The organism is Ruegeria sp. K3 (assembly GCF_056531845.1).
This window is the reverse complement of record NZ_JBQFMM010000007.1, coordinates 215,611-241,906: the sequence shown is the minus strand read 5'-3', so window position 1 is coordinate 241,906 and position 26,296 is coordinate 215,611. Positions and strand designations below refer to the sequence as shown.

At 57.1% G+C, this 26,296-nt stretch carries 23 protein-coding genes; 15 read left to right on the top strand and 8 right to left on the bottom strand.

Annotated features, from left to right (window positions below):
• The first annotated feature begins 25 nt into the window (after positions 1-25).
• Positions 26-706, top strand: a complete 681-nt coding sequence (locus ACR0MP_RS14445; protein WP_170393316.1) for a response regulator transcription factor — start codon at positions 26-28, stop codon at positions 704-706.
• Positions 663-2,069: a sensor histidine kinase gene (locus tag ACR0MP_RS14440; protein ID WP_480893791.1), complete on the top strand. Its 1,407-nt coding sequence runs from the start codon at positions 663-665 to the stop codon at positions 2,067-2,069. Before ACR0MP_RS14445 ends, ACR0MP_RS14440 begins: the two co-directional genes overlap by 44 nt.
• 35 nt (positions 2,070-2,104) lie before the next feature.
• On the opposite strand, the gene ACR0MP_RS14435 is transcribed toward ACR0MP_RS14440, so the two are convergent.
• Positions 2,105-3,328 (bottom strand): cytochrome P450, encoded by a 1,224-nt coding sequence (locus ACR0MP_RS14435; RefSeq protein WP_480886017.1) that lies wholly within the window; start codon positions 3,326-3,328, stop codon positions 2,105-2,107.
• A gap of 92 nt (positions 3,329-3,420) precedes the next feature.
• On the opposite strand from ACR0MP_RS14435, the gene ACR0MP_RS14430 reads away from it, so the two are divergent.
• Positions 3,421-3,768 (top strand): TfoX/Sxy family protein, encoded by a 348-nt coding sequence (locus ACR0MP_RS14430; RefSeq protein ID WP_170610295.1) that lies wholly within the window; start codon positions 3,421-3,423, stop codon positions 3,766-3,768.
• Here ACR0MP_RS14430 and rpiB read toward each other — a convergent pair.
• The 3 genes from rpiB to ACR0MP_RS14415 form a co-directional block, all read right to left on the bottom strand.
• Positions 3,765-4,214, bottom strand: coding sequence for a ribose 5-phosphate isomerase B (gene rpiB / locus ACR0MP_RS14425; protein ID WP_170610293.1), 450 nt, complete (start codon positions 4,212-4,214; stop codon positions 3,765-3,767). The two genes, ACR0MP_RS14430 and rpiB, sit on opposite strands and share 4 nt — an antisense overlap.
• A gap of 118 nt (positions 4,215-4,332) precedes the next feature.
• Positions 4,333-4,755 carry a nucleoside-diphosphate kinase gene (gene ndk / locus ACR0MP_RS14420; RefSeq protein ID WP_008757405.1) on the bottom strand — a complete coding sequence of 141 codons (423 nt, stop codon included), beginning with the start codon at positions 4,753-4,755 and terminating at the stop codon, positions 4,333-4,335.
• 104 nt (positions 4,756-4,859) lie between these two features.
• On the bottom strand, positions 4,860-6,062 hold the full coding sequence (locus ACR0MP_RS14415) for a multidrug effflux MFS transporter (protein ID WP_170405251.1): 1,203 nt from the start codon (positions 6,060-6,062) through the stop codon (positions 4,860-4,862).
• A 105-nt stretch (positions 6,063-6,167) separates the two neighbouring features.
• Here ACR0MP_RS14415 and ACR0MP_RS14410 point away from each other — a divergent pair, with 105 nt between their 5' ends.
• The 7 genes from ACR0MP_RS14410 to ACR0MP_RS14380 all read left to right on the top strand — a co-directional run bounded on the left by ACR0MP_RS14410 (position 6,168) and on the right by ACR0MP_RS14380 (position 13,092).
• Complete coding sequence (locus tag ACR0MP_RS14410; protein ID WP_480886020.1) at positions 6,168-8,021, top strand: ABC-F family ATP-binding cassette domain-containing protein; 1,854 nt, start codon at positions 6,168-6,170, stop codon at positions 8,019-8,021.
• On the top strand, positions 8,018-8,638 hold the full coding sequence (locus tag ACR0MP_RS14405) for a MarC family protein (RefSeq protein ID WP_170393323.1): 621 nt from the start codon (positions 8,018-8,020) through the stop codon (positions 8,636-8,638). Before ACR0MP_RS14410 ends, ACR0MP_RS14405 begins: the two co-directional genes overlap by 4 nt.
• A 41-nt stretch (positions 8,639-8,679) precedes the next feature.
• Positions 8,680-9,261, top strand: coding sequence for a retropepsin-like aspartic protease family protein (locus ACR0MP_RS14400; protein WP_480886022.1), 582 nt, complete (start codon positions 8,680-8,682; stop codon positions 9,259-9,261).
• A gap of 49 nt (positions 9,262-9,310) precedes the next feature.
• Positions 9,311-9,937: a hypothetical protein gene (locus ACR0MP_RS14395; protein WP_170405242.1), complete on the top strand. Its 627-nt coding sequence runs from the start codon at positions 9,311-9,313 to the stop codon at positions 9,935-9,937.
• A 43-nt stretch (positions 9,938-9,980) separates the two neighbouring features.
• Positions 9,981-11,195 (top strand): MFS transporter, encoded by a 1,215-nt coding sequence (locus ACR0MP_RS14390; protein ID WP_170405239.1) that lies wholly within the window; start codon positions 9,981-9,983, stop codon positions 11,193-11,195.
• Positions 11,192-11,788: a YceI family protein gene (locus ACR0MP_RS14385; protein ID WP_170405236.1), complete on the top strand. Its 597-nt coding sequence runs from the start codon at positions 11,192-11,194 to the stop codon at positions 11,786-11,788. The genes ACR0MP_RS14390 and ACR0MP_RS14385 overlap by 4 nt, the downstream gene beginning before the upstream one ends.
• An 80-nt stretch (positions 11,789-11,868) precedes the next feature.
• Positions 11,869-13,092, top strand: a complete 1,224-nt coding sequence (locus ACR0MP_RS14380) for an MFS transporter (RefSeq protein WP_170393328.1) — start codon at positions 11,869-11,871, stop codon at positions 13,090-13,092.
• Between the two features lie 31 nt (positions 13,093-13,123).
• Here the strand turns inward: ACR0MP_RS14380 and ACR0MP_RS14375 are convergent, their stop codons facing one another.
• The 3 genes from ACR0MP_RS14375 to ACR0MP_RS14365 form a co-directional block, all read right to left on the bottom strand.
• Positions 13,124-14,797, bottom strand: coding sequence for a flotillin family protein (locus tag ACR0MP_RS14375; protein WP_480886024.1), 1,674 nt, complete (start codon positions 14,795-14,797; stop codon positions 13,124-13,126).
• Positions 14,798-14,832: 35 nt separating this feature from the next.
• A complete protein-coding gene (locus ACR0MP_RS14370) occupies positions 14,833-15,549 on the bottom strand; it encodes an OB-fold-containig protein (protein ID WP_170393710.1) in 717 nt (238 codons plus the stop codon).
• A 206-nt stretch (positions 15,550-15,755) separates the two neighbouring features.
• Complete coding sequence (locus ACR0MP_RS14365; RefSeq protein ID WP_480886026.1) at positions 15,756-16,682, bottom strand: hypothetical protein; 927 nt, start codon at positions 16,680-16,682, stop codon at positions 15,756-15,758.
• A 210-nt stretch (positions 16,683-16,892) separates the two neighbouring features.
• Between ACR0MP_RS14365 and metG the strand changes: the two genes are divergently transcribed.
• The 3 genes from metG to ACR0MP_RS14350 all read left to right on the top strand — a co-directional run bounded on the left by metG (position 16,893) and on the right by ACR0MP_RS14350 (position 23,221).
• Entirely contained in the window at positions 16,893-18,611 is a 1,719-nt protein-coding gene (metG, locus tag ACR0MP_RS14360) for a methionine--tRNA ligase (protein WP_480886027.1), read from the top strand.
• A gap of 291 nt (positions 18,612-18,902) precedes the next feature.
• Entirely contained in the window at positions 18,903-20,084 is a 1,182-nt protein-coding gene (locus ACR0MP_RS14355; protein WP_170393332.1) for an efflux RND transporter periplasmic adaptor subunit, read from the top strand.
• A complete protein-coding gene (locus ACR0MP_RS14350; protein ID WP_170405224.1) occupies positions 20,084-23,221 on the top strand; it encodes an efflux RND transporter permease subunit in 3,138 nt (1,045 codons plus the stop codon). Before ACR0MP_RS14355 ends, ACR0MP_RS14350 begins: the two co-directional genes overlap by 1 nt.
• 77 nt (positions 23,222-23,298) lie before the next feature.
• Here the strand turns inward: ACR0MP_RS14350 and glpD are convergent, their stop codons facing one another.
• Positions 23,299-24,876 (bottom strand): glycerol-3-phosphate dehydrogenase, encoded by a 1,578-nt coding sequence (gene glpD, locus ACR0MP_RS14345; protein ID WP_480886029.1) that lies wholly within the window; start codon positions 24,874-24,876, stop codon positions 23,299-23,301.
• 190 nt (positions 24,877-25,066) lie between these two features.
• On the opposite strand from glpD, the gene ACR0MP_RS14340 reads away from it, so the two are divergent.
• Together ACR0MP_RS14340 and ACR0MP_RS14335 are read left to right on the top strand one after the other, a co-directional pair.
• The gene (locus ACR0MP_RS14340; protein WP_480886031.1) at positions 25,067-25,825 is read left to right on the top strand and encodes a DeoR/GlpR family DNA-binding transcription regulator; all 759 of its coding nucleotides are present in this window, start codon (positions 25,067-25,069) and stop codon (positions 25,823-25,825) included.
• Between the two features lie 89 nt (positions 25,826-25,914).
• Positions 25,915-26,277 carry a DUF3302 domain-containing protein gene (locus ACR0MP_RS14335; RefSeq protein WP_170393336.1) on the top strand — a complete coding sequence of 121 codons (363 nt, stop codon included), beginning with the start codon at positions 25,915-25,917 and terminating at the stop codon, positions 26,275-26,277.
• Positions 26,278-26,296: the final 19 nt, after the last annotated feature.

Here is a 26,296-nt window from a genome sequence, read left to right as displayed (position 1 = left end):
ATCCCATTGGGAAGGAGCCCTGACCATGAGCAGACGCTTGTTGATCGTTGAAGATGACCAAGACACACGGGACTTCATTGCCAAGGGATTTGGTGAAGAAGGCTATGTTGTCGAAGTCGCATCAGATGGCCGCGAAGGCCTGTACCACGCAACTGACGGCGGATTTGATGCGGTCGTACTGGACCGAATGCTTCCCGGGCTGGACGGGTTATCACTGATTAAGTCAATGCGTGCGGCTGGGTTGAAAACACCTGTTCTGATGTTAACCGCCATGAGTGCAGTGGACGAGCGAGTCAAAGGCCTCCGCGCGGGCGCAGACGATTATCTGGTCAAACCATTTTCATTCCAGGAACTTCATGCCCGGATCGAAGCCCTGTTGCGTCGACCGCAAGAAGCCGAAGAAACGCCGACCCTTGCCTGCCGCGATCTCGAAATGGATCTGTTGACCCGCAAGGTCACACGCAACGGTCGTGAAATCACCCTGACCCCGCGCGAATTTCAAATTCTGGAGTTCTTTCTGCGCCGAAAAAACCGCGTCGTCTCGCGCACGATGTTGCTTGAAGGTGTGTGGGATTACCACTTTGACCCGAACACCAACGTGGTCGACGTCCATATTTCGAAACTGCGCCGCCAGCTTGACGAAGACGGAGCTGACCCGGTGATTGAAACAGTCCGAGGCGCCGGATACATGGTTTCGGATGGATAACCTGCGCCTGTCGCTGAAAAACTCTCGTACTCGGTTGGTTCTGGCCAGCATGGTGCTTAGCACTTTGCTGACGGCGACCGTTCTGACGATGGTGTATTTTACGGCCAATCGCACGATTTCAGGCGAGACGCGTTCGGTCGTTCAGGCCGAACTTACGGGCCTGGCAGATGAATATGAACGACGTGGCATGATCGGGTTGATCTCGGCCATCGACCGCCGCTTGCCGACTGCGGCTGAGCGGGATGCCTTGTACCTGCTGACAGGTCGGCAAGGCACGAAACTGGCGGGCAACCTGACGCATTGGCCGGAAGGGATAACTCCGGGCAGCGGCTGGGTCGATCTTCAGCTTCGCAAAGAAGATACGGATCAATATGTCCCGATCTCTGCCGCTTCAGTCCGGCTGCCGGGTGGTGAGAGGCTGCTTGTCGGGCGTGATTCATTGGCCAGACAGCAATTCGACCGGGTTCTGTTCCGGTCTGTCGCGCTGGCACTTGCCACGGCATTGGCGCTGAGTTTGTTGACCGGCTGGCTGCTGACCCGGCTGGTGTTTTCACGACTGAAAGACATCGCCAATACAGCCGACAATATCGTTTCCGGAGATTTAGCTCTGCGCATGCCTCTACGAGGCACGGGCGATGAATTCGATCAGGTCGCGGCCACATTGAACAACATGCTGGATCGTATTGAAGAGTTGATCAGCAACCTGCGCACAACGTCCAATTCTATTGCTCATGACCTGCGCTCTCCCCTGTCGCGACTGCGGCAACGGGTCGAATCCCTGGCTGAGCCCGGCAAAAGCGATCAAGATCGCGAGATCGACATGGCGCGCGCGACCGGCGAGATTGATCACCTGCTGCGCGTTCTCAGCCAACTGACCGAGATTTCGCGCGCCGAGGCCGGTCTGGGCCGCGAACAATTTGAACCGGTAAAGCTTTTGCAACTGGTCGGTGACGTGGTTGAGTTATACGAACCTGTCGCGTCTGATCAGATCATCCGACTTGAGGTCGTTGGAAACGCGGACCCAATCCAAGGCCATCGCCCTCTGCTGTCTCAAGCACTGTCGAACCTTCTTGAAAACGCCATGCGCTACGCCCCGCCCGGCACAGCGATCACCATCGAAATTCAAGACGACGGCGACTATGCTTTACTCAGCGTTCGCGACCGGGGCCCTGGCGTACCAGAAAGCGATCTGCCTCGATTGCAGATGCCGTTTGTCACGCTTGATCCTGCAAGGACCGGGCGCAATGCCGGTCTTGGACTGGCGCTTGTGGCGGCAATTTCGCATATGCACGGCGGCACATTTCTTGCGCGTAACCGGAAGCCAGGGCTTGAGACAACTCTGAAGTTGTCACGCAATTCTTAATTTCATGAAGAACATCTACTAGAGCGTTGATCAAATTACATAACTGCAGGCAAGGAAGCGTATCCGTGAAAGCGAATGCGACCACCCTGCACCCGTTTTCCTTGAATCTGGTAATCGGGAAAACGATTCAATAACCGGCCCAATGCAACACGACCTTCAAGACGCGCCAAAGTCAGGCCAACGCAGACATGCGGCCCGCCTGCGAAAGCTAGGTGCCTGTTCGGCTTGCGTGTGATGTCAAACCGGGTCGGGTCGGTGAACACCTCGGGATCACGATTCGCTGCCCCGATACATAGATGCAGGTTCGTTCCTTTGGCGATCTGATGTCCTCGTATTTCAACGTCCGACGTAGTTTCCCGGTTGCCAAATTGGTTGGGCGACCGAAAGCGCAAGACCTCTTCAACCGCCGGAGCAATCAATTCGCCATCTTCCAACAGTCTTTGGCGTTGTTCTGGATAGTCATGAAGCAGCGCCAGCCCATTGCCGATCAGATTGGTGGTCGTTTCGTGGCCCGCGTTCAGTATGAAGATGCAGTTTTGCAGAAGCTCAATCTCGCTCAGCATCTCATCCGCGCCTTCGCCACGGATCAGACGTGTCAGAACATCTGTTTCCGGATCTCCCGGTTTTGCGCGACGACGGGCGACGAGATCCCGAAGGTAAGTTTTGAAGTCGCGAACAGCAGTGTGACCCTTTTCCAGCTGAGCTTCCGTCAATGCGGGTTCCAAAGCACCAAGGATAGCCAGAGACCAATCGCGCAGAGGCGCGCGTTCATCCATCGGTACATCCAGCAGATTGCCGATGATTTGGATTGGAATGGTCGAGGCAAAATCCGCAATCAGATCAACCCGTCCCCTGCCCGCCATATCATCCAGCAGCGTATCAACGGTTTCGATCAGACCCGGCTCCATCCGCGCGATTGCCCGGGGCGTCAGGGCTGAGGTCATGATCTTGCGCACCCGCGTGTGCAGCGGTGGATCGGAGAACACCAGTGAAGTTGTATGATGTTCGAATAACGGCGAGCCAACACCGAATTTAGGGCCGAACGCAGCCTCCTTATCCGAAGAATAAAGCGTCGTGTTGCGATAAATGGCATCCAGATCCGCATGGCGCGACAACAACATGGAACCGTCCGGCTGCCGCAATATTGGCGCATGCTCAAGCAGAGCATCGTAAAGGGGGAACGGGTCGTCGACAAACCCCTCGGGCGGGTTCATAAGGTCCAGATTTTGCGCGGCATTCTCTAGGCTTAGATCGTTCATTCTTGGCCCCTCCAACGCTTGGGTAGCGGAAAGGGAAGCTGCAAACAACCTTGAGCGGGTGACAGGCCGTATCGGGCGGGATAAGACAAGGCATGTCTGATCCGATATCCTCCATCCGCAATCTTGGCCCGGCGTTCGAGCAAGCCTGCGCGCGTGCGGGCATTATGACAGCTCAGGAGTTGCGAGCGTTGGGAGCAGACGAGACATATGCGCGCCTGTTACAGGCCGGAACGCGCCCTCATTTCATCGGCTATTATGTGCTGGTCATGGGCTTGCAAGGCCGCCCTTGGAACGACTGCAAGGGCGAGGAAAAGAAAGCCTTGCGCGAACGGTTCGATGCGATCAAAGCCGGAGTCAGCATAGCGCCAAAGCATCAGATGATTGCCGATCTTGATGCTTTGGGCGTGCGAATTTCAGCCAAGGATTTGGCGGCAGACTAGGCTTCGAGCGCCCCGATCATATCGACCCGCGTTGCGTGGCGACCACCTTCGAATTCGGATGTCAGGAAAGCAGCCGTGATTTCCAGTGCTTGCTTTTCATCGATAATCCGCGCCCCCAGCGAGAGCATGTTTGCGTCATTGTGCTGACGGATCATCTGGGCCGAAAAGACATCACTGCAAACGCCACATCTGACGCCGTTGATTTTGTTCGCCGCCATCATGATTCCCTGCCCGGTGCCACACAAGATGATACCAAAGCGACAGTCACCCGAAGCCACCAGGCGTGCGGCGGCGGCTCCGTGTTCGGGATAATGAGTGCTTTCCGATGTGGTCGGGCCGATATCTACGGCCTCCCAACCTTGGGCTTCAACGTAAGCAGAGATAGCCTGCCTGAGGTCGATTGCAGCGTGATCACTGGAAAGAACAATGCGTTTGTTTGTGCTCATGACGGCGTTTCGCTCCTGTCAACAATAGCAATGCGGACAAACACTCTTGAGCCCTGCCCTCATAAGAAAGGCCGCACCCGATATGGGGTACGGCCTAAAGCTGTGATCTGACGACCGATTAGCCGACCAGTTCGATGCCCGAGAAGAAGTAGGCGATCTCAACCGCGGCAGTTTCCGGTGCGTCCGAACCGTGGACCGAGTTTTCACCGACCGATTCAGCGAACTCGGCGCGGATGGTGCCAGGTGCTGCGTCTGCAGGGTTGGTTGCGCCCATGACTTCGCGGTTCTTTGCAATGGCACCTTCGCCTTCGAGAACCTGAACAACAACAGGGGCCGACGACATGAATTCGCACAGTTCGTCATAGAACGGACGCTCGGCGTGCACGTCATAGAACTTGCCTGCTTGAGCTTTGGTCATGTGGATGCGCTTTTGCGCAACGATGCGCAGGCCAGCTTCTTCGAACTTGGCATTGATCTTGCCAGTCAGGTTGCGGCGGGTTGCATCGGGTTTGATGATCGAGAATGTGCGTTCCAGTGCCATATTGGCCTCTCCTTGACTTAATGGCGCGATACCCGCGCCGAAATCCATCGCGCGCCGCCTAACATGGTATTTGCCTCATGAAAAGCGTTATGATCGTTTATCGCTCAGATCGCCTCAGGCAGCGGGTCGGTACGATCCAACCGGCGGACATAGAGCACTGCCAAAAGACCCGCAAAGCTGCTGCCGCACATCATGCTCAGCACCAGATAAGGCCCGTTTTCGGGGCTTACGAACGTCCCGGTCATCATGGTCAAGACCGCCCCCAGCGCCACGATCAATGCGCCTGATAATCCAGCCGCGCTGCCGGCCAATTTCGGGCGCACCGACATCACCCCGGCCGAGGCATTTGCATTGGTCAAACCATTTCCGAAACCAACGCAGATGGCGGATCCAAAAAACACCCAGACCGAGCCCATATTGCCGATGAACAGCAGCAGCCCGCAAAATGGACCAACCGAGGCCACGACCCGACCGAACAAGATCATTGTCGTCAGCTGGGTACGCTTTGCGATGCGCCCGGTAACAAAGTTGCCGACCATAAACCCGCCCGTGATGATACCGATGCCCAGACCCAGCATTGCTGGGCTCAGGTCGAACCAGGCTGCGGCGACCAGAGGCGCGCCGGTGATAAAACTAAAAAAACCGCCGATGGAGAACGCGGCGCATAAGGCGTAACCCCAGAACCTACGCGCGCGGAACAAATGCGGGTATTCCCGCATCTGCGCCGCGAAAGTCGACGAGCGGTTGGTGTTGGTTTCACCCATGTCAGCCCAAAGCAGCAACAGCACCCCTGCCCCAAGCAGCGAATACAGCACGAACCCGGCCCGCCAACCAAAAAGCATATCCAGCGCGCCACCTAGCATTGGCCCAAGCATCGGTGCCAGTGCCATGGCCATTGCGACATAGCCCAGCTTGCTGGCGGCCTCGTTTGGTGGATATCGGTCGCGGATCGAAGCACTCGACAGCACCGGCCCGGCCACCACCGCCGCCTGAATCATCCGAAACGAAAGGAAAACCCAGATTGACTCGGCTAAGACGCATCCAATTGAAGCGGCGACAAATATGACCATCGCGATCAACAAGACAGGTCTTCGCCCGTAGCGATCCGACAGCGGCCCGACGATCAACTGCAAGACCGCCGAGACAAATAGGTACCCTGCGACGGCCACGTTCATCAGGCCATAATCCACGCCGAAATCTTCGCTCATATGCGCCAGCGACGGCAGGAACATGTTCAGTGTCAGAACCGAGAGCGCCGTTGCAAAGATCAGCGTTATCAGGGTCGGAGGAGATTGAGCCGCACGCATAGCGAAACCAATTGGAGGACGAACCGGAACAGCGCTAACACATCGCTTCTGAATTGAACATGGCGACCTCTGGCGGCGGTTTGGATGCTCTGGTAAGAGCGGCTCATGCTACGGATCGAGAACATCACCTACGCCGTTGAAGGCCGTCCTCTGTTCGACGGGGCCAGTGCGACCATTCCCGATGGCCACAAGGTCGGCCTTGTCGGGCGCAATGGTACCGGAAAGACGACGCTCTTTCGGTTGATCCGGGGCGAGCTGTCGCTTGAATCAGGCAATATATCCCTGCCAAAACGCGCGCGGATCGGGGGCGTGGCGCAGGAAGTGCCGTCCTCGGATGTCTCGCTGATCAACACGGTTCTGGCCGCGGATGTGGAACGCAGCACATTGATGGCCGAAGCAGACAGCGCAATAGATCCGGACCGCATTGCTGAAATCCAGACACGGCTGGCTGATATTGATGCTTGGTCGGCTGAGGCTCGGGCAGCCTCGATCCTCAAAGGACTGGGCTTTGACGATGAGGATCAGCTGAAACCCTGTTCGGATTTCTCGGGCGGATGGCGCATGAGGGTGGCGCTGGCGGCCGTACTGTTTTCGCAGCCTGACCTGTTGCTGTTGGACGAACCGACCAACTATCTGGACCTAGAAGGTGCGTTGTGGCTTGAAAGCTATCTGGCCAAATACCCTCACACCGTCATCATCATCAGCCACGACCGGGGGTTGTTGAACCGCGCCGTCGGATCAATTCTGCATCTCGAAGATCGCAAGCTGACATATTACGCGGTTCCCTACGACAAGTTTGCCGAACGTCGCGCTGAACGTCTGGCACAAGCAGAGTCGGAAAACGCCAAGGCCAAGGCCCGCATCGCACATCTGCAAAGTTTCGTGGATCGTTTCCGCTATAAGGCGTCAAAGGCCGTACAGGCCCAGTCTCGTTTGAAGATGATCGAGCGCATCCAACTGGTTTCAACTCCACAAGAGGCGGCTTTGCGCGCCTTTTCATTCCCCGAGCCAGAAGAGCTGTCGCCACCGATCATTCAGCTTGAAGGAGGCGTGACCGGTTATGGTGATACCGAGGTTCTGCGACGACTGAACCTGCGTATTGATCAGGATGATCGCATCGCTCTGCTGGGCAAGAATGGTCAGGGCAAGTCAACCCTTTCAAAACTGCTATCTGACCGCCTACCCCTGATGGCAGGTAAAATGACCCGAAGCTCCAAGCTGCGCATCGGCTATTTCGCGCAGCATCAGGTGGATGAGCTGCATGTTGACGAAACACCATTGGATCACCTGCGCCGCCTATGCCCCAATGAGGCGCCCGGCAAGTGGCGTTCGCGTCTGGCGGGGTTCGGATTGAACGCGGATCAGGCAGAAACGCTGGTCGGTCGCCTGTCGGGCGGACAAAAGGCGCGCTTGTCGCTACTGATCGCCACCATCGACGCGCCGCATATGCTGATCCTAGACGAGCCGACGAACCATCTGGACATCGAAAGCCGCGAAGCGCTGGTCGAGGCGCTGACTGCCTATTCCGGCGCGGTCATCTTGGTCAGCCACGACATGCACCTACTGTCGCTTGTCGCTGATTGGCTATGGCTGGTCTCGGATGGCACCGTGAAGCCATTCGATGGCGATCTTGAGGCCTATCGCGCTCTTTTGCTGGCCCGCGAGAAACCGGTCAAAGATAAACTACAGGCGCCCAAACCCAAACGTGCGTCACGCGAGACCGTATTGGCCCTGCGTGCGGATCTGCGCAAATGCGAAGACCGGGTCGAGAAACTGACCAATATGCACGACAAGCTTTCTGCCAAGCTGGCCGATCCGGCGCTTTATGAAGATGACCGGATCAACGATCTGGAAACCTGGAACCGCAAATTCGCCGAGGTGGTCGAAGCCATGCAAAAGGCTGAAGCCCTATGGGTCGCCGCCGCAGAACGGTTGGAACAGGCAGAGAGCGCAGCATGATCGACATGGCCTTTTTCATAACGGCTTTCACCACGATGTTTGTGGTGATCGACCCTTTCGGAACCACGCCAATTTTCGTTGCCTTGACGCAGGACATGGATGCGGCCACACGCCGTAAGATTGCCATTCGCAGCTGCCTGACCGCGGTTTTCATCCTGATCGCCTTTGCCGCTTTTGGTGAAGCGGTTCTTGGATTCGTCGGCATCTCGATGGAAGCCTTCCGCGTTGCAGGTGGCGCGCTTTTGTTTCTGACTGCGCTGGACATGCTGTTCGACCGCCGTACCAAACGCCGCGAGGACCGCGCCGAGGAAGAAGATCATTCTGACCCTTCGGTGTTCCCTCTGGCCATACCCCTGATCGCGGGCCCTGGATCGATCGCAACAATCATTCTTTTGGCCGGACAAAACCCGGGCGTCCCTGGGATCGCAGCGGCCTGCGCTGTTATGCTTGCCGTCATGTTGGTTGTATTTGTGTTCTTTCTGGCCGGCGGCATGATCGCCCGTATTCTCGGTAAAACCGGGCTGAACGTGCTGACGCGGCTGCTGGGTATGCTGCTGGCCGCACTGTCGGTTCAGTTCATTCTTGATGGCCTCAAAGCCTTTGGTTTCGCCTCGTGAAACACCATATTGGTATGAGAAAACTGATTTCGGGTGATTGAATGGACGGCTACGATATTGGGCGCTTGACCTATCTGGTTCTGCTGGGTGCGGCCCTGTTGATGTGGTTTATCACTCAGAACCGTCAGTCTTTGGGCAAAACCATGCAGCAGGTCGCGGCTTGGGTGTTTATCTTTATCGGTGTCATTGCCGTTGTCAGATTGTGGGATGACATCCGTTCAACCGTCAGCCCGACCCCGCAACTGACTGTGACCGATCAGCGGATTGAAGTGCCCCGCTCTTATGATGGACACTACTATTTACCAATGCTGGTGAATGGCACAGCGGTGACCTTTCTGGTCGATACCGGGGCCAGCAATATCGTCATCAGCCCGAAAGATGCCGAACGAATTGGAATCGATACGGATCAATTGAACTATCTCGGCCGCGCCTCGACGGCCAATGGCATTGTGCGTACAGCGCCGGTTCGGCTGGACAGCCTGTCTTTGGGCCCCATCACCGATCGCGATATCCTGGCCTCAGTCAATGAAGGCGATCTGGGTCAATCCTTGCTAGGGATGGCGTATCTGCACCGCTTTTCGAACATCCAGTTCGCAGATGGGCGTCTAATCCTGTCGCGTTGACCGCATTCCCCAATTGAGAACAAAATAAGAACATGCTAATTTGATCAGCATGTCCACCAATCTTCTTGGCCGCAAGCCCGCGCGCACCCCACCCGGGGTGGCCCTGCACCCACAGATCAGTCTGCAACTGGCCCGTGTACACGAAGCCTGCGGCCCTGCCCGGCGTAGCTTTGCTCTGTGGGTGGCGGCGCAGACTCAAGGGCCAGTGATGTGGATTGCCCCGGCTTGGGAGGTGGCGCAGCTGCATCCCGAGGGCATGCTGCCTTTTGCCGATCCGTCCCGGTTTCTGCTGATCCGCCCTGACAAACCCGAAGACCTGTTGTGGTGCATGGAAGAAGCCTTGCGCAGCGGTGCCGCCCCGTTGGTCATTGGCGATTTGCCCGGCCCGCCGGGTCTGACCCCGGTCCGGCGGATGCATCTGGCTGCCGAACAGGGCGGCATATCGGGACAGGCTCCGCTGGGGCTATTGCTGACGCCTGACGATGGTGGCGCACAGGGGATTGAGACGCGCTGGCATATGGCGCCCACCTATCGGGACGAGGCCTGCAGTTGGTGTCTGACCCGCCGCCGCGCCCGCGCCCTGCCCCCGGCCAGTTGGCACGTGACGCGGGCCGCTCCTCATTCCGGACTGCAGCTAAAGCAGATCAAATCCGAAGACGCCCCGATGATCACATAACTTGTGACTGGCCAAAACCGGACTTGCCCCCTAGCGTGCCGGCATGACACACCCGATCCATGACAGCCGATATTCCTGGCTTCGCCTGCTGATCACCCTGGCCATCGCAACCGTGGTCAATGTGGGCATGTGGGCTGTGATCGTCGTCATGCCCGCCATCGAGGCCGAGTTTGGCGCAGACCGAGCCGCGGCGTCGATGCCCTATACGCTCGCCATGATCGGCTTTGCCTTCGGCAACATGTGGCTAGGCAAGCTGGTGGACCGACTGGGCGTGACAATGGCATTGATCGGCGCCGCTGTGCTGAGCGCGGTAAGCTATCTGCTGGCAACCCATGCGCCGAATATTGCGCTGCTGTCGGTTGCGCATCTTCTGCTGGGGCTCGGCACGTCAATCGGATTTGGACCGCTGATCGCCGATATCTCGCATTGGTTCATGCGCAGGCGAGGGATTGCCGTGGCACTGGTGGCCAGTGGCAACTACCTGTCGGGCGCGATCTGGCCCACGCTGCTGTCGGGCATTCTGCAGCGCGACGGGTGGCAGCAGGTTTATCTGAGTCTCGCCGTCATCACCCTGGTCGCCGTCATTCCTCTGTCCCTGCTTTTGCGCAGACAGGTCCCCGTCGAGGCGCACGGCACGGCAGCAGCGGCAGCACAGGTCAAAGCACAAAGCGTCGGCTTTTCACCCCGCGCCCTGCAGTACATCCTTGGGCTGGCTGGTATCGGCTGCTGCGTGGCCATGTCGATGCCCCAGGTCCATATTGTCTCCTATTGTGTGGGCTTGGGCTATGGCCCGGCCGTTGGGGCCGAGATGCTGTCTCTGATGCTGTTGGGCGGCGTGGTTAGCCGCATCATCTCGGGGCTTGTCGCGGACCGGTTGGGAGGGCTTTCAACACTGCTGATTGGCTCGGTCCTGCAATGTATCGCTCTGTTCCTGTTTCTCCCTTATGATGGGATGGTTTCGCTTTATGTCGTCAGCATGCTATTCGGGCTGGCCCAGGGTGGTATCGTCCCCAGCTACGCGCTGATTGTACGTGAATATATGCCCCCGCAAGAGGCCGGTGCGCGCGTGGGTTTTGTCATGATGATGACTATCCTCGGCATGGCTCTGGGTGGTTGGATGTCGGGCTGGATCTATGACGTGACTGGCAGTTATCAGCTTGCTTTCATCAATGGCATCCTTTGGAACGGGCTGAACATCGCAATCGTGCTGATGCTCATGAAACGCTCGCGCCCGCGCGGTCGCACGGCGATGGCATGAGGAACCTTACCCGACGCAGCCTGATTGCAAGTCTTTGCGCGTTACCAATGGCACGGGCAGCGATGGCCGCCCTCACCCCATATGCGCTGGCAGCATCGCGCAGTTCCGTTGGCTTCACCTATGATTTGTCCGGCGCGCTTCAGACGGGCACGATGCCAGTACAGTCGGCCCAAATTCTTATTGATACCAATCGCTTGCAAAACAGCCGGGTCGATGTCGTGCTGGACGTGGCCCGGGCACGGACGAACCTACCATTTGCCCGAGGTCCGATGTTGGGAAAGAGTGTGTTGAACGCTGCCCAATACCCCACCATACGTTTCATCACGACCAAGATTCAGTTGGGACCCACTGGCCGTATCTCGGAAGGTGCAACCGTGACCGGCGATCTGACAGTGCGCGGTATCACGCGTCCGGTGACTTTGAGCGCCAACCTGTATCGGAGACCGGGAAGCGCGGTGGATGATTTGGACACCCTGTCCATCCGGCTAGAGGGGGCGATCAATCGAAATGAGTTTGGCGCGTCTGGATATCCTGATCTTGTACAACCCACGATCGGCCTGGACATCCACGCCGAAATCATCCGGCAGGATTAACCACAAAAAGGCAAAAAACGACGTCAGGGCGTCGATTAGGCGCGCGCATTTCGTGGCGACAAGGTCAAGTTGCACCTATCATGCGTACGATCATTTCATTTGCCGCCCTGTTTCTTTCGGTCATTCTGCTGCAGCTCTCAACGGGTGGTGTTGGTCCGCTGGATGCAATCTCGGGGCTGACGCTTGATTTTTCGACCGAACAGATCGGTCTGCTGGGGTCATCGCACTTCATTGGGTTCTTTGTTGGTTGCTGGTGGGCTCCGCGGCTTATGGGCAGCGTCGGGCACTCGCGCGCATTTGCGGTCTGCACCGCTTTGGGCGCGATGGGGTTGCTGGGGCATACGCTGACTGAAAACCCTTATGTCTGGGCCGCTCTGCGTATCGCGTCGGGAACCTGTGTCGCTGGGTGTTACACCGTGATCGAGGCTTGGCTTAACGCCAAGGTCACCAACGAAACCCGTGGCCGCGCGATGGGCACCTACCGTATCGCCGATATGGGGGCCTCGCTTTGTGCACAGCTTATCATTGCTGTTCTGCCACCCGCCTCTTACGTTTCATACAACCTGCTTGCGATCCTATGCTGTGCATCGATCTTGCCGCTGGCCCTAACTCGCGCCAGCCAACCCAAGACACCGGACACCCCGCGCCTGCGCCCCAAGCTGGCCTGGCACAGCTCACCACTGGCTGTGGCGGGCGTTATCGTGGCTGCGCTCAGTTCGGCATCATTGCGCATGGTCGGCCCGGTATACGGTCAGGAGGTCGGACTGGGCGTAGATCAGATTGCATTCTTTCTGGCCTCTTTCGTTCTGGGCGGCGCACTGGCCCAGTACCCCTTGGGTTGGCTCGCAGACAAGTATGATCGACGCTGGGTGCTGATCTGGCTATCCGTGGCAGCGGTGCTAAGCTGCGGTGTCACGATGTTGGCTAGCGGAACTGGAACGGTCGGCGTTATGCTGGCCGCCGGGTTCTTTGGTCTTACCACGTTTCCGATTTTCTCGGTTTCCTCGGCGCATGCGAATGATTTTGCCACGACCGAACAACGCGTTGAATTGGCAGCGGCCTTGATGTTCTGGTACGCGCTGGGGGCGATTGCATCGCCCTACATCTCATCCACGTTGATCCAGCAATTCGGCCCTGGAGCCCTGTTTGCTTTTGTTGCATTGGGTCATGTGTTTCTTATTGTTTTTGGCCTCGCCCGTATGCGCTCGCGCCCGACGCCCGAGAAACGGACGAATTATGTCTATGCTCCGCGCACATCCTTTACCATCGGCAGGCTGCTCAAGGGTTCTCGCGAAAAGCAATGAAAAAGGGCCGGGAAATCCCGGCCCTTCTGTTTTACTGCTGGACCGCTGGCCCATGGCCCTCGACCACGTCGACCACCTCATCTGGATCCACGGTGCTCTCAAGCGCACCGTTCACTACGCCCCCGACGCCGTTCTCCATGGACAAGCCAAGCTCTTCGCCCAGTTTCTTGAGCGCTGGCATCTGCACGGCCATTCCCATGATCGAATCCAACGCCTGATTGACAACCGGCTTTTCACCGCTTGAAACACCACCACCATTGGCAGCTCCGATCCCACCAACCTGATGGATTTTGATCGAGTCGATTTTTTCGGCCGGTTTGACCATTTCCGAGATGATCGAGGGCATGGTTTCAATGCGGGTCAAGTCGACCTTCATCCGGATCTGCTCAGGTGACAGGGCGTTGTCCGCCTCTACGATCGCACGCTTACCTTCCGCCTCGGCCAGCATGTCGTTCTTCTTGGCCTCGGCGCGAATGTTCAGCGCGTCTGCTTCGGCCTGCGCTTCCGCGCGGCGGGCTTCGGCGCGGTCTGCGGCGGCCTCTTTCTCGGCCTGTGCTGACAAACGGATCGCGGTGGCCTGACGTTCGGCCTCACGGGTGGCTTCAATCAGAACAATCTGCTTCTGACGCTCGGCCTCGGCCACTTCGCGCGCCGTAGCCACGGCTTCGGTTGCTTTGGTCGCCTCGGCTCGAGCCAGATCGGCGGATGCGCGCGCGCGGCTTTCCTCTTCGGATTTCTGCGCGATGATGATCTGGCGTTCCTGTTCCGCGACTTCGATCTCACGCTCTTTGGCGATCTCGGCATCGCGGATTTTGCGCTCGCGCTCAATCTCGGCGGAACGAATGGCCTCTTCACGGGCAATCCGGGCGCGTTCGGTTTCGCGTACCGAGTCTTCAGTTCGCGCAGCGATCTCCGCCTCTTGCGCCACACGAAGAGTTTCCACCTTCTGCGCCTGCTCGATGCGCGCCTGCTGTTCGTCCTGTTCGATCAGCAACTTCTGACGCTCCGCTTCCATCGCCGCACGACGCACCTCAACCTCGGCCTCGGCGTCGATCTGCGCGCGTTCTTTTTTGGATATGGCGATCACCTCGGCCAGCTTACGCATACCCACGGCGTTAAAGGCGTTATTCTCGTCCAGAGCCTCGAACGGGGTCTGGTCCAGCGCGGTCAGCGAGACGGACTCCAGCGAAAGACCGTTCTTAAGCAGGTCCTCGGACACCGCATTCTGCACCTCTTGCACAAAGTCGGCGCGGTTTTCATGCAGACCGTCCATGGTCATCTGAGCGGCCACAGCGCGCAGACCGTCGATCAGCTTGCCTTCGATCATCTCACGTAGTTGCTCGACGTCAAAGGTGCGATCACCCAGCGTTTGCGCGGCGCGTGCGATGCCCTCTTCAGTCGCCATCACCGAGACGTAGAATTCGACACCCACGTCGACACGCATCCGGTCTTTGGTGATGAGCGCGGCCTCACCGCTGCGCTGCACCTCAAGGCGCAGAGTCTTCATGTTGACCGGGCTGACTTCGTGCAGCAACGGTACAATGATGACGCCGCCATCCATAATGACCTTTTTGCCGCCCGCGCCGGTTTTCACCAGGCTGATCTCGCGCGTGGCGCGTCGATAAAGGTGGCCAAGTACAAGGCCTATGAACAAGAGTACGGCTAAAATAGTCACAACTGTAACGGCCAGGAATGATAGTTCCATGCAATATCCTCCGGATTGGGGTTAAGATTTTTTGGTTAAACTGACATGCGAACCAGAACGAACCGGTCGCGCCGTCGATCACGCAGAACAAGGACTTCTGTTCCCTGCTCCAGCGCATCTTTGTCCTGCAACGGCTCTGCGCGCAGGTAGTGCGTGTTGCCAAAGCGATCCATGACGCGGACTTCGGCTGGACGGCCTCGCGATGCGATACCCTGAGTGATCACGCCACGGCGGCGGGCCAGCATCCGTTCCGACATCGCTTCGGTTTCGGTTTTGGGCAGGAGGCGAGCGAAGACACCACCAAAGCCACGTGCGAACCATAGGCCGAATACTCCGGCCGGAATCGCGGCCAACCATGCAGGTAAGTCAAAGCCCAGCAGATCACGCAGCGCCAGTTGCAGGCCTATGCCACTCAGGCCGAAACCAGCCAGCAGCACAACGAGCCAGATCATGAATGGCATCTTGCCAATGCCCAACCAGCCAAACGGGCCGACGGGCGTAGCCGCAGGCACATCGGTTTCAATTTCGGCCAGTTCCAAGTCACTCAGATCGATGTCGGCGTCGATATCCAGATCAAAGTCGACGACGTCCAGATCGGGCGCGTCGACCATGTCCAGATCAACCTCGCCCTCGCCTGCCAGAAGACTTCCCCCGAAAACCAATGCGATCAGTTCAAGGCCCAGAAGACCGAACAGAAGCGCAAGCGCCAAGGTAAAGGGCACAAATGCGCCCTCTAGTAAAAAGTCAAACATCAGCAGATTGCCCTCGTTATTGTATACTTTTGTATACACTACAAATGGGAAGTCATTGCTACAATTTCAAGAGGTTGTGATTCTGTGTTTCAACCTGAGGTTATTTACATCCAAATGTCAGTTACAATCTGCAACCATGACATTAAGCTCAATTTCTTTCGCCCGTGCGAAACGTATTACCTGTTCACACCTGCTGGAGTAATTCTCTAATCGGTGGGCTTTGGCGGTGGTGCCGGGATCATTTCATCCAGGATTGATCCCGCCTCATATCCCAGCAGGTCAACCCGCATCCGTTCAGGGTCTCCGAACACCCATGCACCAACATGCCTCTGCATTCGAACGTATCCGGCGTATCCAGCCAACGCGTCGTTCCCGTGTGCGTTCTCAGCGAACAGAACCTGCCCGGCAGCAACCTTTTCCGGCATCACGCGCTGTAGGTACAGTAGCACGACATTGACGTCTTTGACGCTGGAGCCGCCGTGATGCACCACATACATCTTGGCCCACTCCTCTTCGCTTATGGCTGCGCGTGCATCGGACACGGCGGTATGAAGTGCGTTCAACTCCGCACGTGCAGATTTCTCCATATTCTCTGCCCAGATGGGCCGCATGTCGTTGATCACCTGCGAAACCGCTTCACGTGTGATCTGATCCTTGTCGAGTGCACCTTGAGCAAATACCCGGGCTGTTTCGAGCATTTTGCGCTGGCTCGCCAAGTCGCCCTCGGTCATGCCCAGTCCGCCCAATGTCGCAAGAAATACATCTATCTCATTGATGATAATTGCAAACTCCGCCTTCCAGCGCTCATCATCGGTATTTTCATCAGGCCATGGAGTCACCGCCCCAATCAATCCCAACACAACATGCGACGTGGACTTCAGATGTTGATAGGTTGGCGCATCCCTTGGATAGCTCGCCTCTCCGTCTTCGGTCATGACTGTGACATCACGTGCGATAATCATGACGGGCCGGGTTTCAGCCGTCAGCGCATCCTGGCCACGGTGAAAGATCGAGAGCATAGCGTGGTCAAAAGCATGCACCGGATCATCTGTGGCGCTCTGGTCGGCGATGGCGCTGGCGGTAAATACAATAGCTGCAACGGCGGCAGAGCAGCCCAACCATAAACTCTGCATAATGAAATTCCCCCTAAGCTGGGTTCTCCTGATCATCATACACCATTGGTACGCACGGGGCGAAATCGCTGACGAACGCGACACAAACTCCAGGGAATGCACGAAGTCGCGTAGTAATACCCGTTAAATTCAAGCGTGTATGAATGCGGGCTTTTGCTTACTGGCCACATAAGGTAGACGGGCGCGCAGACAGATACGTGGAAGCGCATTATGGCCCGAATTCTCATCACCTCGGCGATCCCTTACATCAACGGGATCAAACATCTCGGCAACCTGATCGGCTCGCAATTGCCTGCCGATCTGTACGCTCGCTATCAGCGCGGCCGGGGCAATGAGGTCATGTTCCTGTGTGCAACCGACGAGCACGGCACCCCGGCCGAACTGGCCGCCGCCAAAGCGGGCAAACCTGTGGCTGAATATTGCGCTGACATGTACGCAGTACAGGCCGATATCGCCAAGCGCTTTGGCCTGAGCTTTGATCACTTTGGCCGCTCGTCCAGCGATCAGAACCGTAAACTGACCCAGCATTTCGCTGGCAAACTGGATGAGGCCGGGCTGATCCGGGAAGTCAGCGAAAAGCAGGTTTATTCCAACGCCGATGGCCGTTTTCTGCCCGACCGCTATATCGAAGGCACTTGCCCCAATTGCGGCTATGATCGCGCACGCGGCGACCAGTGCGAAAATTGTACCAAGCAGCTAGACCCGACCGACCTGATCGAGCCCCGCAGCGCGATCAGCGGCTCGACCGATCTTGAGGTGCGTGAGACCAAGCACCTGTATTTGCGTCAATCCGCAATGAAAGATCAGTTGGACGCGTGGATCGACAGCAAGACAGACTGGCCGATCCTGACAACCTCGATCGCCAAGAAATGGTTGCATGATGGCGACGGCCTGCAGGATCGCGGCATTACCCGCGATCTGGATTGGGGTGTACCAGTCAAGAAAGGTGATCAAGATTGGCCCGGCATGGAAGGCAAAGTCTTCTATGTCTGGTTCGATGCCCCCATTGAATACATCGCCTGCTCCAAGGAATGGGCCGACGCCAATGGTAAGTCTGATGCCGATTGGGAACGTTGGTGGCGCACCGACAAAGGCGCAGAAGATGTGCGTTACGTTCAGTTCATGGGCAAGGACAATGTGCCCTTCCACACCCTGTCTTTCCCGGCCACCATTCTGGGATCGGGCGAGCCCTGGAAGATGGTCGACCACCTGAAATCATTCAACTACCTGAACTATGACGGTGGCCAATTCTCGACCTCACAGGGCCGTGGAGTGTTCATGGATCAGGCGCTGGACATTCTGCCCGCCGACTACTGGCGCTGGTGGCTGTTGAGCCATGCGCCGGAAAGCAGCGACAGCGAGTTCACATGGGAGAACTTCCAGCAGTCGGTGAACAAAGATCTTGCGGATGTTCTGGGTAACTTTGTCAGCCGGATCACTAAGTTCTGCCGCTCGAAATTCGGTGAAGCAGTGCCCGAAGGTGGTGCGTATGGCGAACGTGAACAGACCCTGATTGCTGAGCTTACTAGCCGAGTACGTGCCTACGAAGGCCACATGGAAGCGATGGAAGTGCGCAAATCCGCGCAAGAGCTGCGTGCGATCTGGGTCGCGGGCAACGAGTATCTGCAGGCTGCCGCACCATGGTCAACCTTTAAGGAAGATCCTGCGCAGGCTGCGGCGCAGGTGCGGCTGGGGCTGAACCTGATCCGCCTCTATGCAGTTCTGAGCGCGCCGTTCATTCCGGATGCGTCTGCAAAAATGCTTAGTGCGATGAACACACTCGATACCAGCTGGCCCGAAGATGTCGATGCCGCGCTGCGCGCCCTGCCCGCTGGCCATGAATTTTCGGTTCCCGACGTGCTGTTTGCCAAAATCACGGACGAACAGCGCGAGGACTGGCAGAATCGGTTTGCGGGAACGCGTGAATAACAACAAAATTCGATTTATGAATGCCGCAACGGAGCCCTGAAGCCTCTCCGCTGCTGGTTTTTGGCAGAGAAAATTCGCCCGCCCCTATTGTCATCGGGCAGGTAAACGCCTGCGGATGCAGGCTAAGTCTGCAGACTGGAAAGAAATTTCGGGTCGATTCTTGCCAACGCATTACCTCAACACGCTTGAGAAACCGCGTCAAACCCGCCATCCTGCCTATAAAATCAATCGACTCATCCGGGGGTTTCTGTTGCCCGGTTGTGCAATCTTTACTTTGAACGAGGCGCCAACATGTCCCTTGCATTTAAGAAGCCAGCACTCCGCCCACGCGGCTATTTCAGGGCACTCGGCGTTTCTGCCGCTTTGTTTGCATGTTCCAGCCTGCCTCAGATAGCGGTCGCGCAGGATCAGGGCGATGCCCCTGCGCCCAAGGTGTCGATCGCCGCAGCTTATACCGAAGAGATCACCGATCAGGCCACCTTCATTGGACGGGCCGAGGCAATCGACAAGGTCGATATCATCGCGCGCGTCAGTGGATTCCTGGACAGCCAGAACGTCGACGATGGCTCTCCGGTGAATGAGGATGACCTGCTGTTCACGATCGAACCGGATCTTTACGAAGCCACGCTTGAGGCACGTAAAGCCGATCTGGATCGGGCGCAGGCAAACCTTGAACTGGCCAAAGTCGATCTCGCCCGCAAGGAAGAGCTGTACAAGCGCGACGCTACACCGGAATCAGAACGTGACATTGCCCGAGCCAATGAACTGGTCGCCGAGGCCGAGGTCAAAGCCGCCAATGCAGCGATCCAACAGGCCGAGCTTGATCTGAGCTACACACAGATCCACGCCCCGTTTTCGGGCCGCATCGGCCGCGTGGAAACCAGTGTCGGTGATGTTGTGGGCCCCAACAATCCGCCGCTTGTCACCCTGGTCAGCGAAGCCCCCATCTATGTGAATTTTTCGTTGAATGAGAAGCAGTTCACGTCGGTTCTTGAACAATTTGGTGAAGACCCGGCCACGCTAGCTGAAAGCAGCCAAAGCCCGAATGTTCATGTGACTCTGCCGAACGGTACTGAGCTGGATGAAACCGGCGAAATCATTTTTGTCGACAACCGCATTGATCCGCTGACCGGCGCCATTACGATCACAGCTCAATTCGACAATGCCAAGCGTCTGCTCGTTGATGGTGCCTTCGTGAACGTTCAGATCGAAGCGCTTGAGCCGACGCTGCAGGTATTGATCCCTCAAGCAGCGCTGCAGCGTGATCAGCGCGGCGAATTCGTTCTGGTCGTCAATGACAAGCAGATGGTTGAACAGCGCTACATCACAACCGGAGATACCGTGGACTCGGCGATTATCGTCACAGATGGCCTGCGCGAAGGCGAAAGCGTCATCGTCGAAGGCCTGCAACGCGTGCGCCCCGGCGTCGCCGTTGATGCAGTCGTTGCGTCCGAGCAGCCGGAGAATAACTGATGTTCTCAGCCCTGTTTATCAGCCGGCCCAAGCTGGCGCTTGTCATTTCGCTGGTCCTGACCATTTTGGGCGGGATCGGTTATCTGGTTCTACCGGTTGCGCAGTTTCCCGATATCACGCCGCCGGTGGTCAGCGTAACGGCCACCTATACAGGTGCAAATGCCGAAACCGTGGAAAACACCGTGGCCGCCCCGATCGAGGCGCAGGTCAACGGTGTGGACGACATGATCTACATGACGTCGACCTCATCGGATAACGGCTCGTATTCGTTGAACGTTACGTTCGAGGTGGGCACCGACCCCGATATCGCCTCGGTCAACGTACAGAACCGTGTGGCACAGGCGATGGCATCGCTGCCGTCCGAAGTGACTTCATCCGGTGTTGTCACGCAAAAAGCGTCAACCAACATGTTGTTGCTGGTCACGCTGACCTCGCCCAATGGCACATATGACAGTGTGTTCCTGTCGAACTATGCCTCAATCAACTTGAAAGACGCTCTGGCGCGGGTTCAGGGCGTGGGTAAAGCGGATGTTCTGACCAATCTGGAATACGCCATGCGGATCTGGATGGATCCGGACAAGATGGCCGCGCTGTCAATCACTCCGGGTGATGTGATCAATGCCATCCGCGAACAGAATATCGAAGTCTCTGCGGGCTCAATCGGGTCGCCTCCTGTGCCTGAAGGACAAACCTTTCAGTACACGATCAAGACCAAAGGCCGCCTGACCTCGGCCGATGAATTCGGAGATATTGTAATCCGTACAGGCGAAGCCGGTGCGATTGTGCGCGTCAAAGACATTGCGCGGGTTGAATTGGGGGCGCAGTTCTATTCCGCCTCGGGCTATTTCGAAAGCGTTCCTGCGACCGTTATCGGCATCTATCAGGCCCCCGGCGCAAACGCCCTTGCGGTGTCCGAACGTGTTGAGGCCGAACTTGAGCGCCTGTCACGATCCTTTCCCACGGATGTCGAATACGATGTTCCATTCAATACGACGGATTTCGTGGAACAGTCGCTCAATGACGTGGTCTCGACCCTCATCCTGACATTCATATTGGTGATCACAGTTGTGTTCATCTTCCTTGGCAGTTGGCGGGCGACGATCATTCCGGCGGTGGCAATTCCGGTCTCATTGATCGGGACATTTGCCTTCCTGCTGGCTTTTGGCATGTCGCTGAACACGATCTCGCTGTTCGCATTGGTGCTGGCCATCGGGATCGTTGTAGATGACGCCATCGTTGTGGTGGAAAACGTTGAGCGTATCATCGCCGACGAAGGCCTTTCCCCTGCCGAGGCGACCCGCAAGGCCATGGGTCAGATCACCGGCCCCGTGATCGCAACCACGTTGGTATTGCTGGCCGTGTTCGTGCCGGTGACGTTCATGCCCGGCATATCCGGGCGATTGTATTCGCAGTTTGCCGTCACGATCTCGACCGCTGTTGTGATCTCGTCGATCAACGCTCTGACGCTTTCACCGGCCCTTTGCGGGCTGGTGCTGCGGGCGCGTTCAGGACCGCCCAAGGGGCTGCTGGCCGTGTTCGAGGGATTTATCGGCGGAATGCGCAGCGGCTATGTCGCCATCGTGCGAAAGCTACTGATCCTGCCGGTCATTTCGCTGGGGATCATTGCAGCATTCGCAGCGGGTACTGGGACCATTATGGGCAACACGTCCAAAGGGTTCATTCCGCTGGAAGACAACGGATATCTGTTCGTCGATATCCAGCTTCCCGATGCGGCGACGCTTGAACGGACCGAGGCGGTTTCTGCGCGGATCGATGAACAGATTCAACAGATCTCCGGCGTATCCAGTACCGTTCTGGTCAATGGGTTCTCGCTGTTGAACGGGACCACTACCAATGGCGCAGCCATCTTTGTCAACCTGACCAACTGGGAAGAGCGGCAGGAACCCGAGCTCAGTGCGGATGCGATCCTGAACCAGGTTCTGGCGATTGCATATGGTGAGTCTGCCGCATCGATTGTTGCGTTCAACCCGCCACCCATTCAGGGCCTTGGTATGTCTGCAGGGGTTGAAATGGAAGTGCAGCAGACCGGTGGCGGCTCGCCGCAGGATCTGGCCTCGGCCGTTGGGTCGTATGTCTATGCCGCAAACCAGCGTCCTGAGATCGCGCAGGCCTACACCACCTTCCGCGCGAACGTGCCGCAATTGTTTGTCGATCTGGATCGGGAAAAGGCCAAAACCCTGCAAGTCTCGGTGGCCGAGATTTTCCAGACCATGCAGGCGCAGCTTGGCTCGTATTACGTGAATGACTTCAACCTGTTTGGTCGTGTCTATCGCGTAATGATCCAGGCCGAAGGGTCATACCGGAATAAGGTCGATGATATCTCAGAGCTTTATGTACGTTCCACCAAAGGTGAGATGGTACCGCTTGGCACGCTGATCGATATCGAGAACGTGCTGGGTCCGGTCCTGCTAAAGCGGCATAACCTGTTCCGCTCGGCCACTGTGACAGCGGTTCCGGCACCGGGGCTCTCGACCGGGGACGCCATCAATGTCATGACCGAGGAGTCGGCGACCGCCCTGCCCCCCGGCTATGCCTATGAATGGACCGGAACGGCGCAGCAGCAGCTGGCCTCGGGCGGCCTGGTCGTGGTGATCCTTGGGTTGGCGATCCTGTTTGGGTACCTGTTCCTTGTCGGCCAATATGAAAGTTGGACGATGCCCGTTTCGATCCTAATGTCGGTGACCGTGGCCTTGTTCGGTGCCGTCGCAGCGGTGGCAATCGTTGGCAGCGACATCAACCTCTACACGCAGATCGGGATGATCATGCTTGTCGGGCTTGCGTCAAAGAACGGGATTCTGATCGTCGAATTCGCGATGGAGCAAAGGGCCAAGGGGCTGTCAATCAAGGAGGCCGCGGCCGAAGCCGCATATCAGCGTTTCCGCGCTGTGATGATGACCGCCCTGTCCTTCCTTTTGGGCGTGGTTCCCCTGCTGGCCGCGAACGGGGCCGGAGCTGCCAGCCAGAAGGCCATCGGCGTTGCCGTGTTCGGCGGTATGCTGGCAGCCACTCTGTTCGGGGTCATTCTGGTTCCCGTCCTGTACGCTGTGATGCAGAGCCTGCGCGAGTGGGTCAAAGGCAGCAAGAAGGATCCGGAACCGTCAGAGGAAGCTGCGTAGGGCTGGCATTGAAATCGCAAAACGCCCCGCACATCTGCGGGGCGTTTCTTTTTTTTGTACGGGTCGTCTGATCCGCGCTAGTCAGTTAACCGTTTGGCCATCCAGTCGTCTATCCGGCTGATCTGTTCGGGGCTGAGCCTTAGACCCAGCTTATTGCGCCGCCACACGACATCCTGAGCGGTGCGCGCGTATTCCTTGTCCATCAGCCAAACCAGTTCGGCCTCGGTCAATGTCGCGCCGAAATCATCACCCAGTTCGCTCTGATCTTTTGCTGGGCCCAGAAGGTCCCAGGTTTCTGTGCCATAGGCCCGGATCAATCGATGGGCCCAGAAATCGGTCAGGAACGGGTATTCGACCATCAGTTTCCGGATCAAATCATGCACGCCGTCGACCGGGAAATCCCCACCTGGCAACGGCACACCTGCGGTCCAAGGTCCGGCAAGATCGGGGAAATGCTCGCCCACTTTCTCCAACGCGCTTTCTGCAAGGCGTCTGTAGGTGGTGATTTTTCCACCAAAGACATTCAACACCGGAACCCCGCCCTCGGCGTCCACTTTCAGCGTATAGTCGCGCGTAGCCGCCGTAGCACTGCTTGCGCCGTCATCATACAGCGGACGGACGCCTGAATAGGTCCAGACAATATCTTCACGGGTAACGGGCTTCGCGAAGTATTTCGATGCGAAAGCGCACAGATACTCCTGCTCGGCCTCGGTACATACCGGAGGCTCGGAGGGGTCAGAATGATCCTGATCCGTGGTTCCGATCAAGGTAAAATCCTGCTCGTACGGGATCGCAAAGATGATGCGCCCGTCTTCGCCCTGAAAGAAATAGCACTTGTCATGGTCAAACAGCTTGGGTGTCACGATATGGCTGCCACGCACCAGACGGACGCCTTCTCGGGAATTGACCCGGATCTTGGTCTGGATGATGTCACCTACCCAAGGTCCGCCCGCATTGATCAACATCTTCGCAAGGACGGTTTCGGTCTTGCCGCTATCCCGATCCCGGATCGTGACTTGCCACACTTGATCGATCCGCTCAGCCGAAAGAACTTCGGTCCTGACCATGATCTTAGCCCCGCGTGCCTCGGCATCGCGGGCGTTCAGGACCACCAGCCGCGAATCCTCGACCCAGCAGTCCGAGTATTCATAGGCGGTTTCAAATTTGTCTTGCAGCGGAGCCCCCTCGGGTGCCGCGCGCAGGTTCAGCGAACGTGTACCCGGCAGGATTTTGCGACCGCCCAGATTGTCATACAAAAAAAGGCCAAGCCGTATTAGCCACGCAGGACGACGCCCGCGCATCCATGGCATCACCGTACTGAGCAACCGTGAGGTCGGCGTTTCAGAGTCAAAACGCATATCGGCGTGATAGGGCAGCACGAAACGCATGGGCCAACTGATATGGGGCATAGCGCGCAGTAAGGTCTCGCGTTCGACCAGCGCTTCACGCACCAAACGAAATTCAAAAAATTCCAGGTACCGTAGCCCGCCATGAAACAGTTTGGTCGAGGCTGACGACGTCGCCGAGGCCAGATCGTTCATTTCAGCCAAGGTGACCGATAGGCCCCGACCTGCCGCATCACGTGCGATACCGCACCCATTTATACCCCCGCCGATCACAAAAAGATCGGTAACTTGGCTGCTGTCCGATGACATATCCAATTGATTCCCCAACGTGGCAGTTTCAAGCGCATTAGCAGTATGATGGTTCGTATCGTCAACTATATTTTTCGATATTGTTCGTTTTTAGCTGAAACAACGAATATTAATAAGTGCAACTAACGAATTCCCTTGCTTAATCGCAAAATTAGAACAAAAACGAAAACACCGGAGCTCAGGACCGCCCATGTCACTATCATTTCGCCAATCGGACATTCTTTTAGTCGCCGAGCAAGAGGGCCGCGTTACTGTCGAAGGACTGGCCGAGCGCTTTCAGGTGACGGTTCAAACCATTCGCCGTGACCTGACTGAACTGTCAGAGGCAGGTAAGTTGGATCGGGTTCACGGGGGTGCCGTTCTGCGTTCTGGCGTGTCTAATATTGGATACGAAGAACGGCGCGCCCTGAACCATGAAGCCAAGACACGCATCGCTGAACGCTGCGCGGCCGACATCCCCGAGGGCAGCTCGATCTTTATGAACATAGGCACCTCGACCGAGGCCGTTGCTCACCAATTGCAGAAACACAAAAACCTAATGGTCGTGACCAACAATATGAACGTCGCCAATATCCTGGCCGATAACCCCGATTGCCAGATCGTCGTTGCAGGCGGTGTGCTGCGCAGATCAGATAGTGGGTTGGTCGGGAATCTTGCGGTCGCGACCATCCGCCAGTTCAAATTCGATCACGCGATTATCGGCTGTTCCGCATTGGATGCGGATGGGGATCTAATGGATTTCGATCTCCAAGAAGTACTGGTCAGTCAAACCATCATTGAACAAGCCCGGCAGATCAGCCTTGTAGCGGATGCTTCAAAGTTTCAGCGCACCGCGCCCGCACGCATCGCCTCATTATCCGATGTTGATATGGTTTATACCGATCTACCGCTACCCGGCGACCTCCATCAGAAGTGCATAGACTGGAACACCAAAATTATTGAATGCTGATGCATCCTTCCGATCAGCCAGAAAGTGATTGATTAGCTGGACAACAGCGCCCGAGGATGGAACAGTTTCCAACAACAGGAGGCGCGAGCATGGGACTTTTGGGGCAGCCGCTGGGCTACTATGACTATCTGACATTTGTGGCACTTATCTTGCTGCTGGCAGCGGTGATGGCGTTGTTTCTATTCATAATGGGTCTGCCCGGACGTATCGCGATCAAACGCAATCACCCCCATGCCGAAGCGGTCAAGATCATGGGATGGATGGGATTTTTGGCGATTGTCCCTTGGGTGCATGCCTTTATCTGGGCGTTTCACGACGGCGTCACCGTCGACATGCGCCGCGGCCCTGATGAAGAACGCAAGGCCATAAGGGATGAAATCAAGCGTCTGGGAGGCACCGTCAAACCGGAATACCAGGACCCACTTGATACCGACGAAACAAAGCAAGCCTAAGGCCAAAGGAATTCAGCAC

Coding starts and splice junctions, on each gene's coding strand:
- ACR0MP_RS14375 (WP_480886024.1), bottom strand. CDS start 14,797: ATGGAACTATCATTCCTGGCCGTTACAGTTGTGACTATTTTAGCCGTA.
- ACR0MP_RS14385 (WP_170405236.1), top strand. CDS start 11,192: ATGAGGAACCTTACCCGACGCAGCCTGATTGCAAGTCTTTGCGCGTTA.
- ACR0MP_RS14370 (WP_170393710.1), bottom strand. CDS start 15,549: ATGTTTGACTTTTTACTAGAGGGCGCATTTGTGCCCTTTACCTTGGCG.
- ndk (WP_008757405.1), bottom strand. CDS start 4,755: ATGGCACTGGAACGCACATTCTCGATCATCAAACCCGATGCAACCCGC.
- ACR0MP_RS14390 (WP_170405239.1), top strand. CDS start 9,981: ATGACACACCCGATCCATGACAGCCGATATTCCTGGCTTCGCCTGCTG.
- ACR0MP_RS14365 (WP_480886026.1), bottom strand. CDS start 16,682: ATGCAGAGTTTATGGTTGGGCTGCTCTGCCGCCGTTGCAGCTATTGTA.
- ACR0MP_RS14410 (WP_480886020.1), top strand. CDS start 6,168: ATGCTACGGATCGAGAACATCACCTACGCCGTTGAAGGCCGTCCTCTG.
- ACR0MP_RS14430 (WP_170610295.1), top strand. CDS start 3,421: ATGTCTGATCCGATATCCTCCATCCGCAATCTTGGCCCGGCGTTCGAG.
- ACR0MP_RS14380 (WP_170393328.1), top strand. CDS start 11,869: ATGCGTACGATCATTTCATTTGCCGCCCTGTTTCTTTCGGTCATTCTG.
- ACR0MP_RS14445 (WP_170393316.1), top strand. CDS start 26: ATGAGCAGACGCTTGTTGATCGTTGAAGATGACCAAGACACACGGGAC.
- ACR0MP_RS14350 (WP_170405224.1), top strand. CDS start 20,084: ATGTTCTCAGCCCTGTTTATCAGCCGGCCCAAGCTGGCGCTTGTCATT.
- ACR0MP_RS14435 (WP_480886017.1), bottom strand. CDS start 3,328: ATGAACGATCTAAGCCTAGAGAATGCCGCGCAAAATCTGGACCTTATG.
- metG (WP_480886027.1), top strand. CDS start 16,893: ATGGCCCGAATTCTCATCACCTCGGCGATCCCTTACATCAACGGGATC.
- ACR0MP_RS14340 (WP_480886031.1), top strand. CDS start 25,067: ATGTCACTATCATTTCGCCAATCGGACATTCTTTTAGTCGCCGAGCAA.
- ACR0MP_RS14355 (WP_170393332.1), top strand. CDS start 18,903: ATGTCCCTTGCATTTAAGAAGCCAGCACTCCGCCCACGCGGCTATTTC.
- ACR0MP_RS14405 (WP_170393323.1), top strand. CDS start 8,018: ATGATCGACATGGCCTTTTTCATAACGGCTTTCACCACGATGTTTGTG.
- ACR0MP_RS14415 (WP_170405251.1), bottom strand. CDS start 6,062: ATGCGTGCGGCTCAATCTCCTCCGACCCTGATAACGCTGATCTTTGCA.
- ACR0MP_RS14335 (WP_170393336.1), top strand. CDS start 25,915: ATGGGACTTTTGGGGCAGCCGCTGGGCTACTATGACTATCTGACATTT.
- ACR0MP_RS14395 (WP_170405242.1), top strand. CDS start 9,311: ATGTCCACCAATCTTCTTGGCCGCAAGCCCGCGCGCACCCCACCCGGG.
- glpD (WP_480886029.1), bottom strand. CDS start 24,876: ATGTCATCGGACAGCAGCCAAGTTACCGATCTTTTTGTGATCGGCGGG.
- rpiB (WP_170610293.1), bottom strand. CDS start 4,214: ATGAGCACAAACAAACGCATTGTTCTTTCCAGTGATCACGCTGCAATC.
- ACR0MP_RS14400 (WP_480886022.1), top strand. CDS start 8,680: ATGGACGGCTACGATATTGGGCGCTTGACCTATCTGGTTCTGCTGGGT.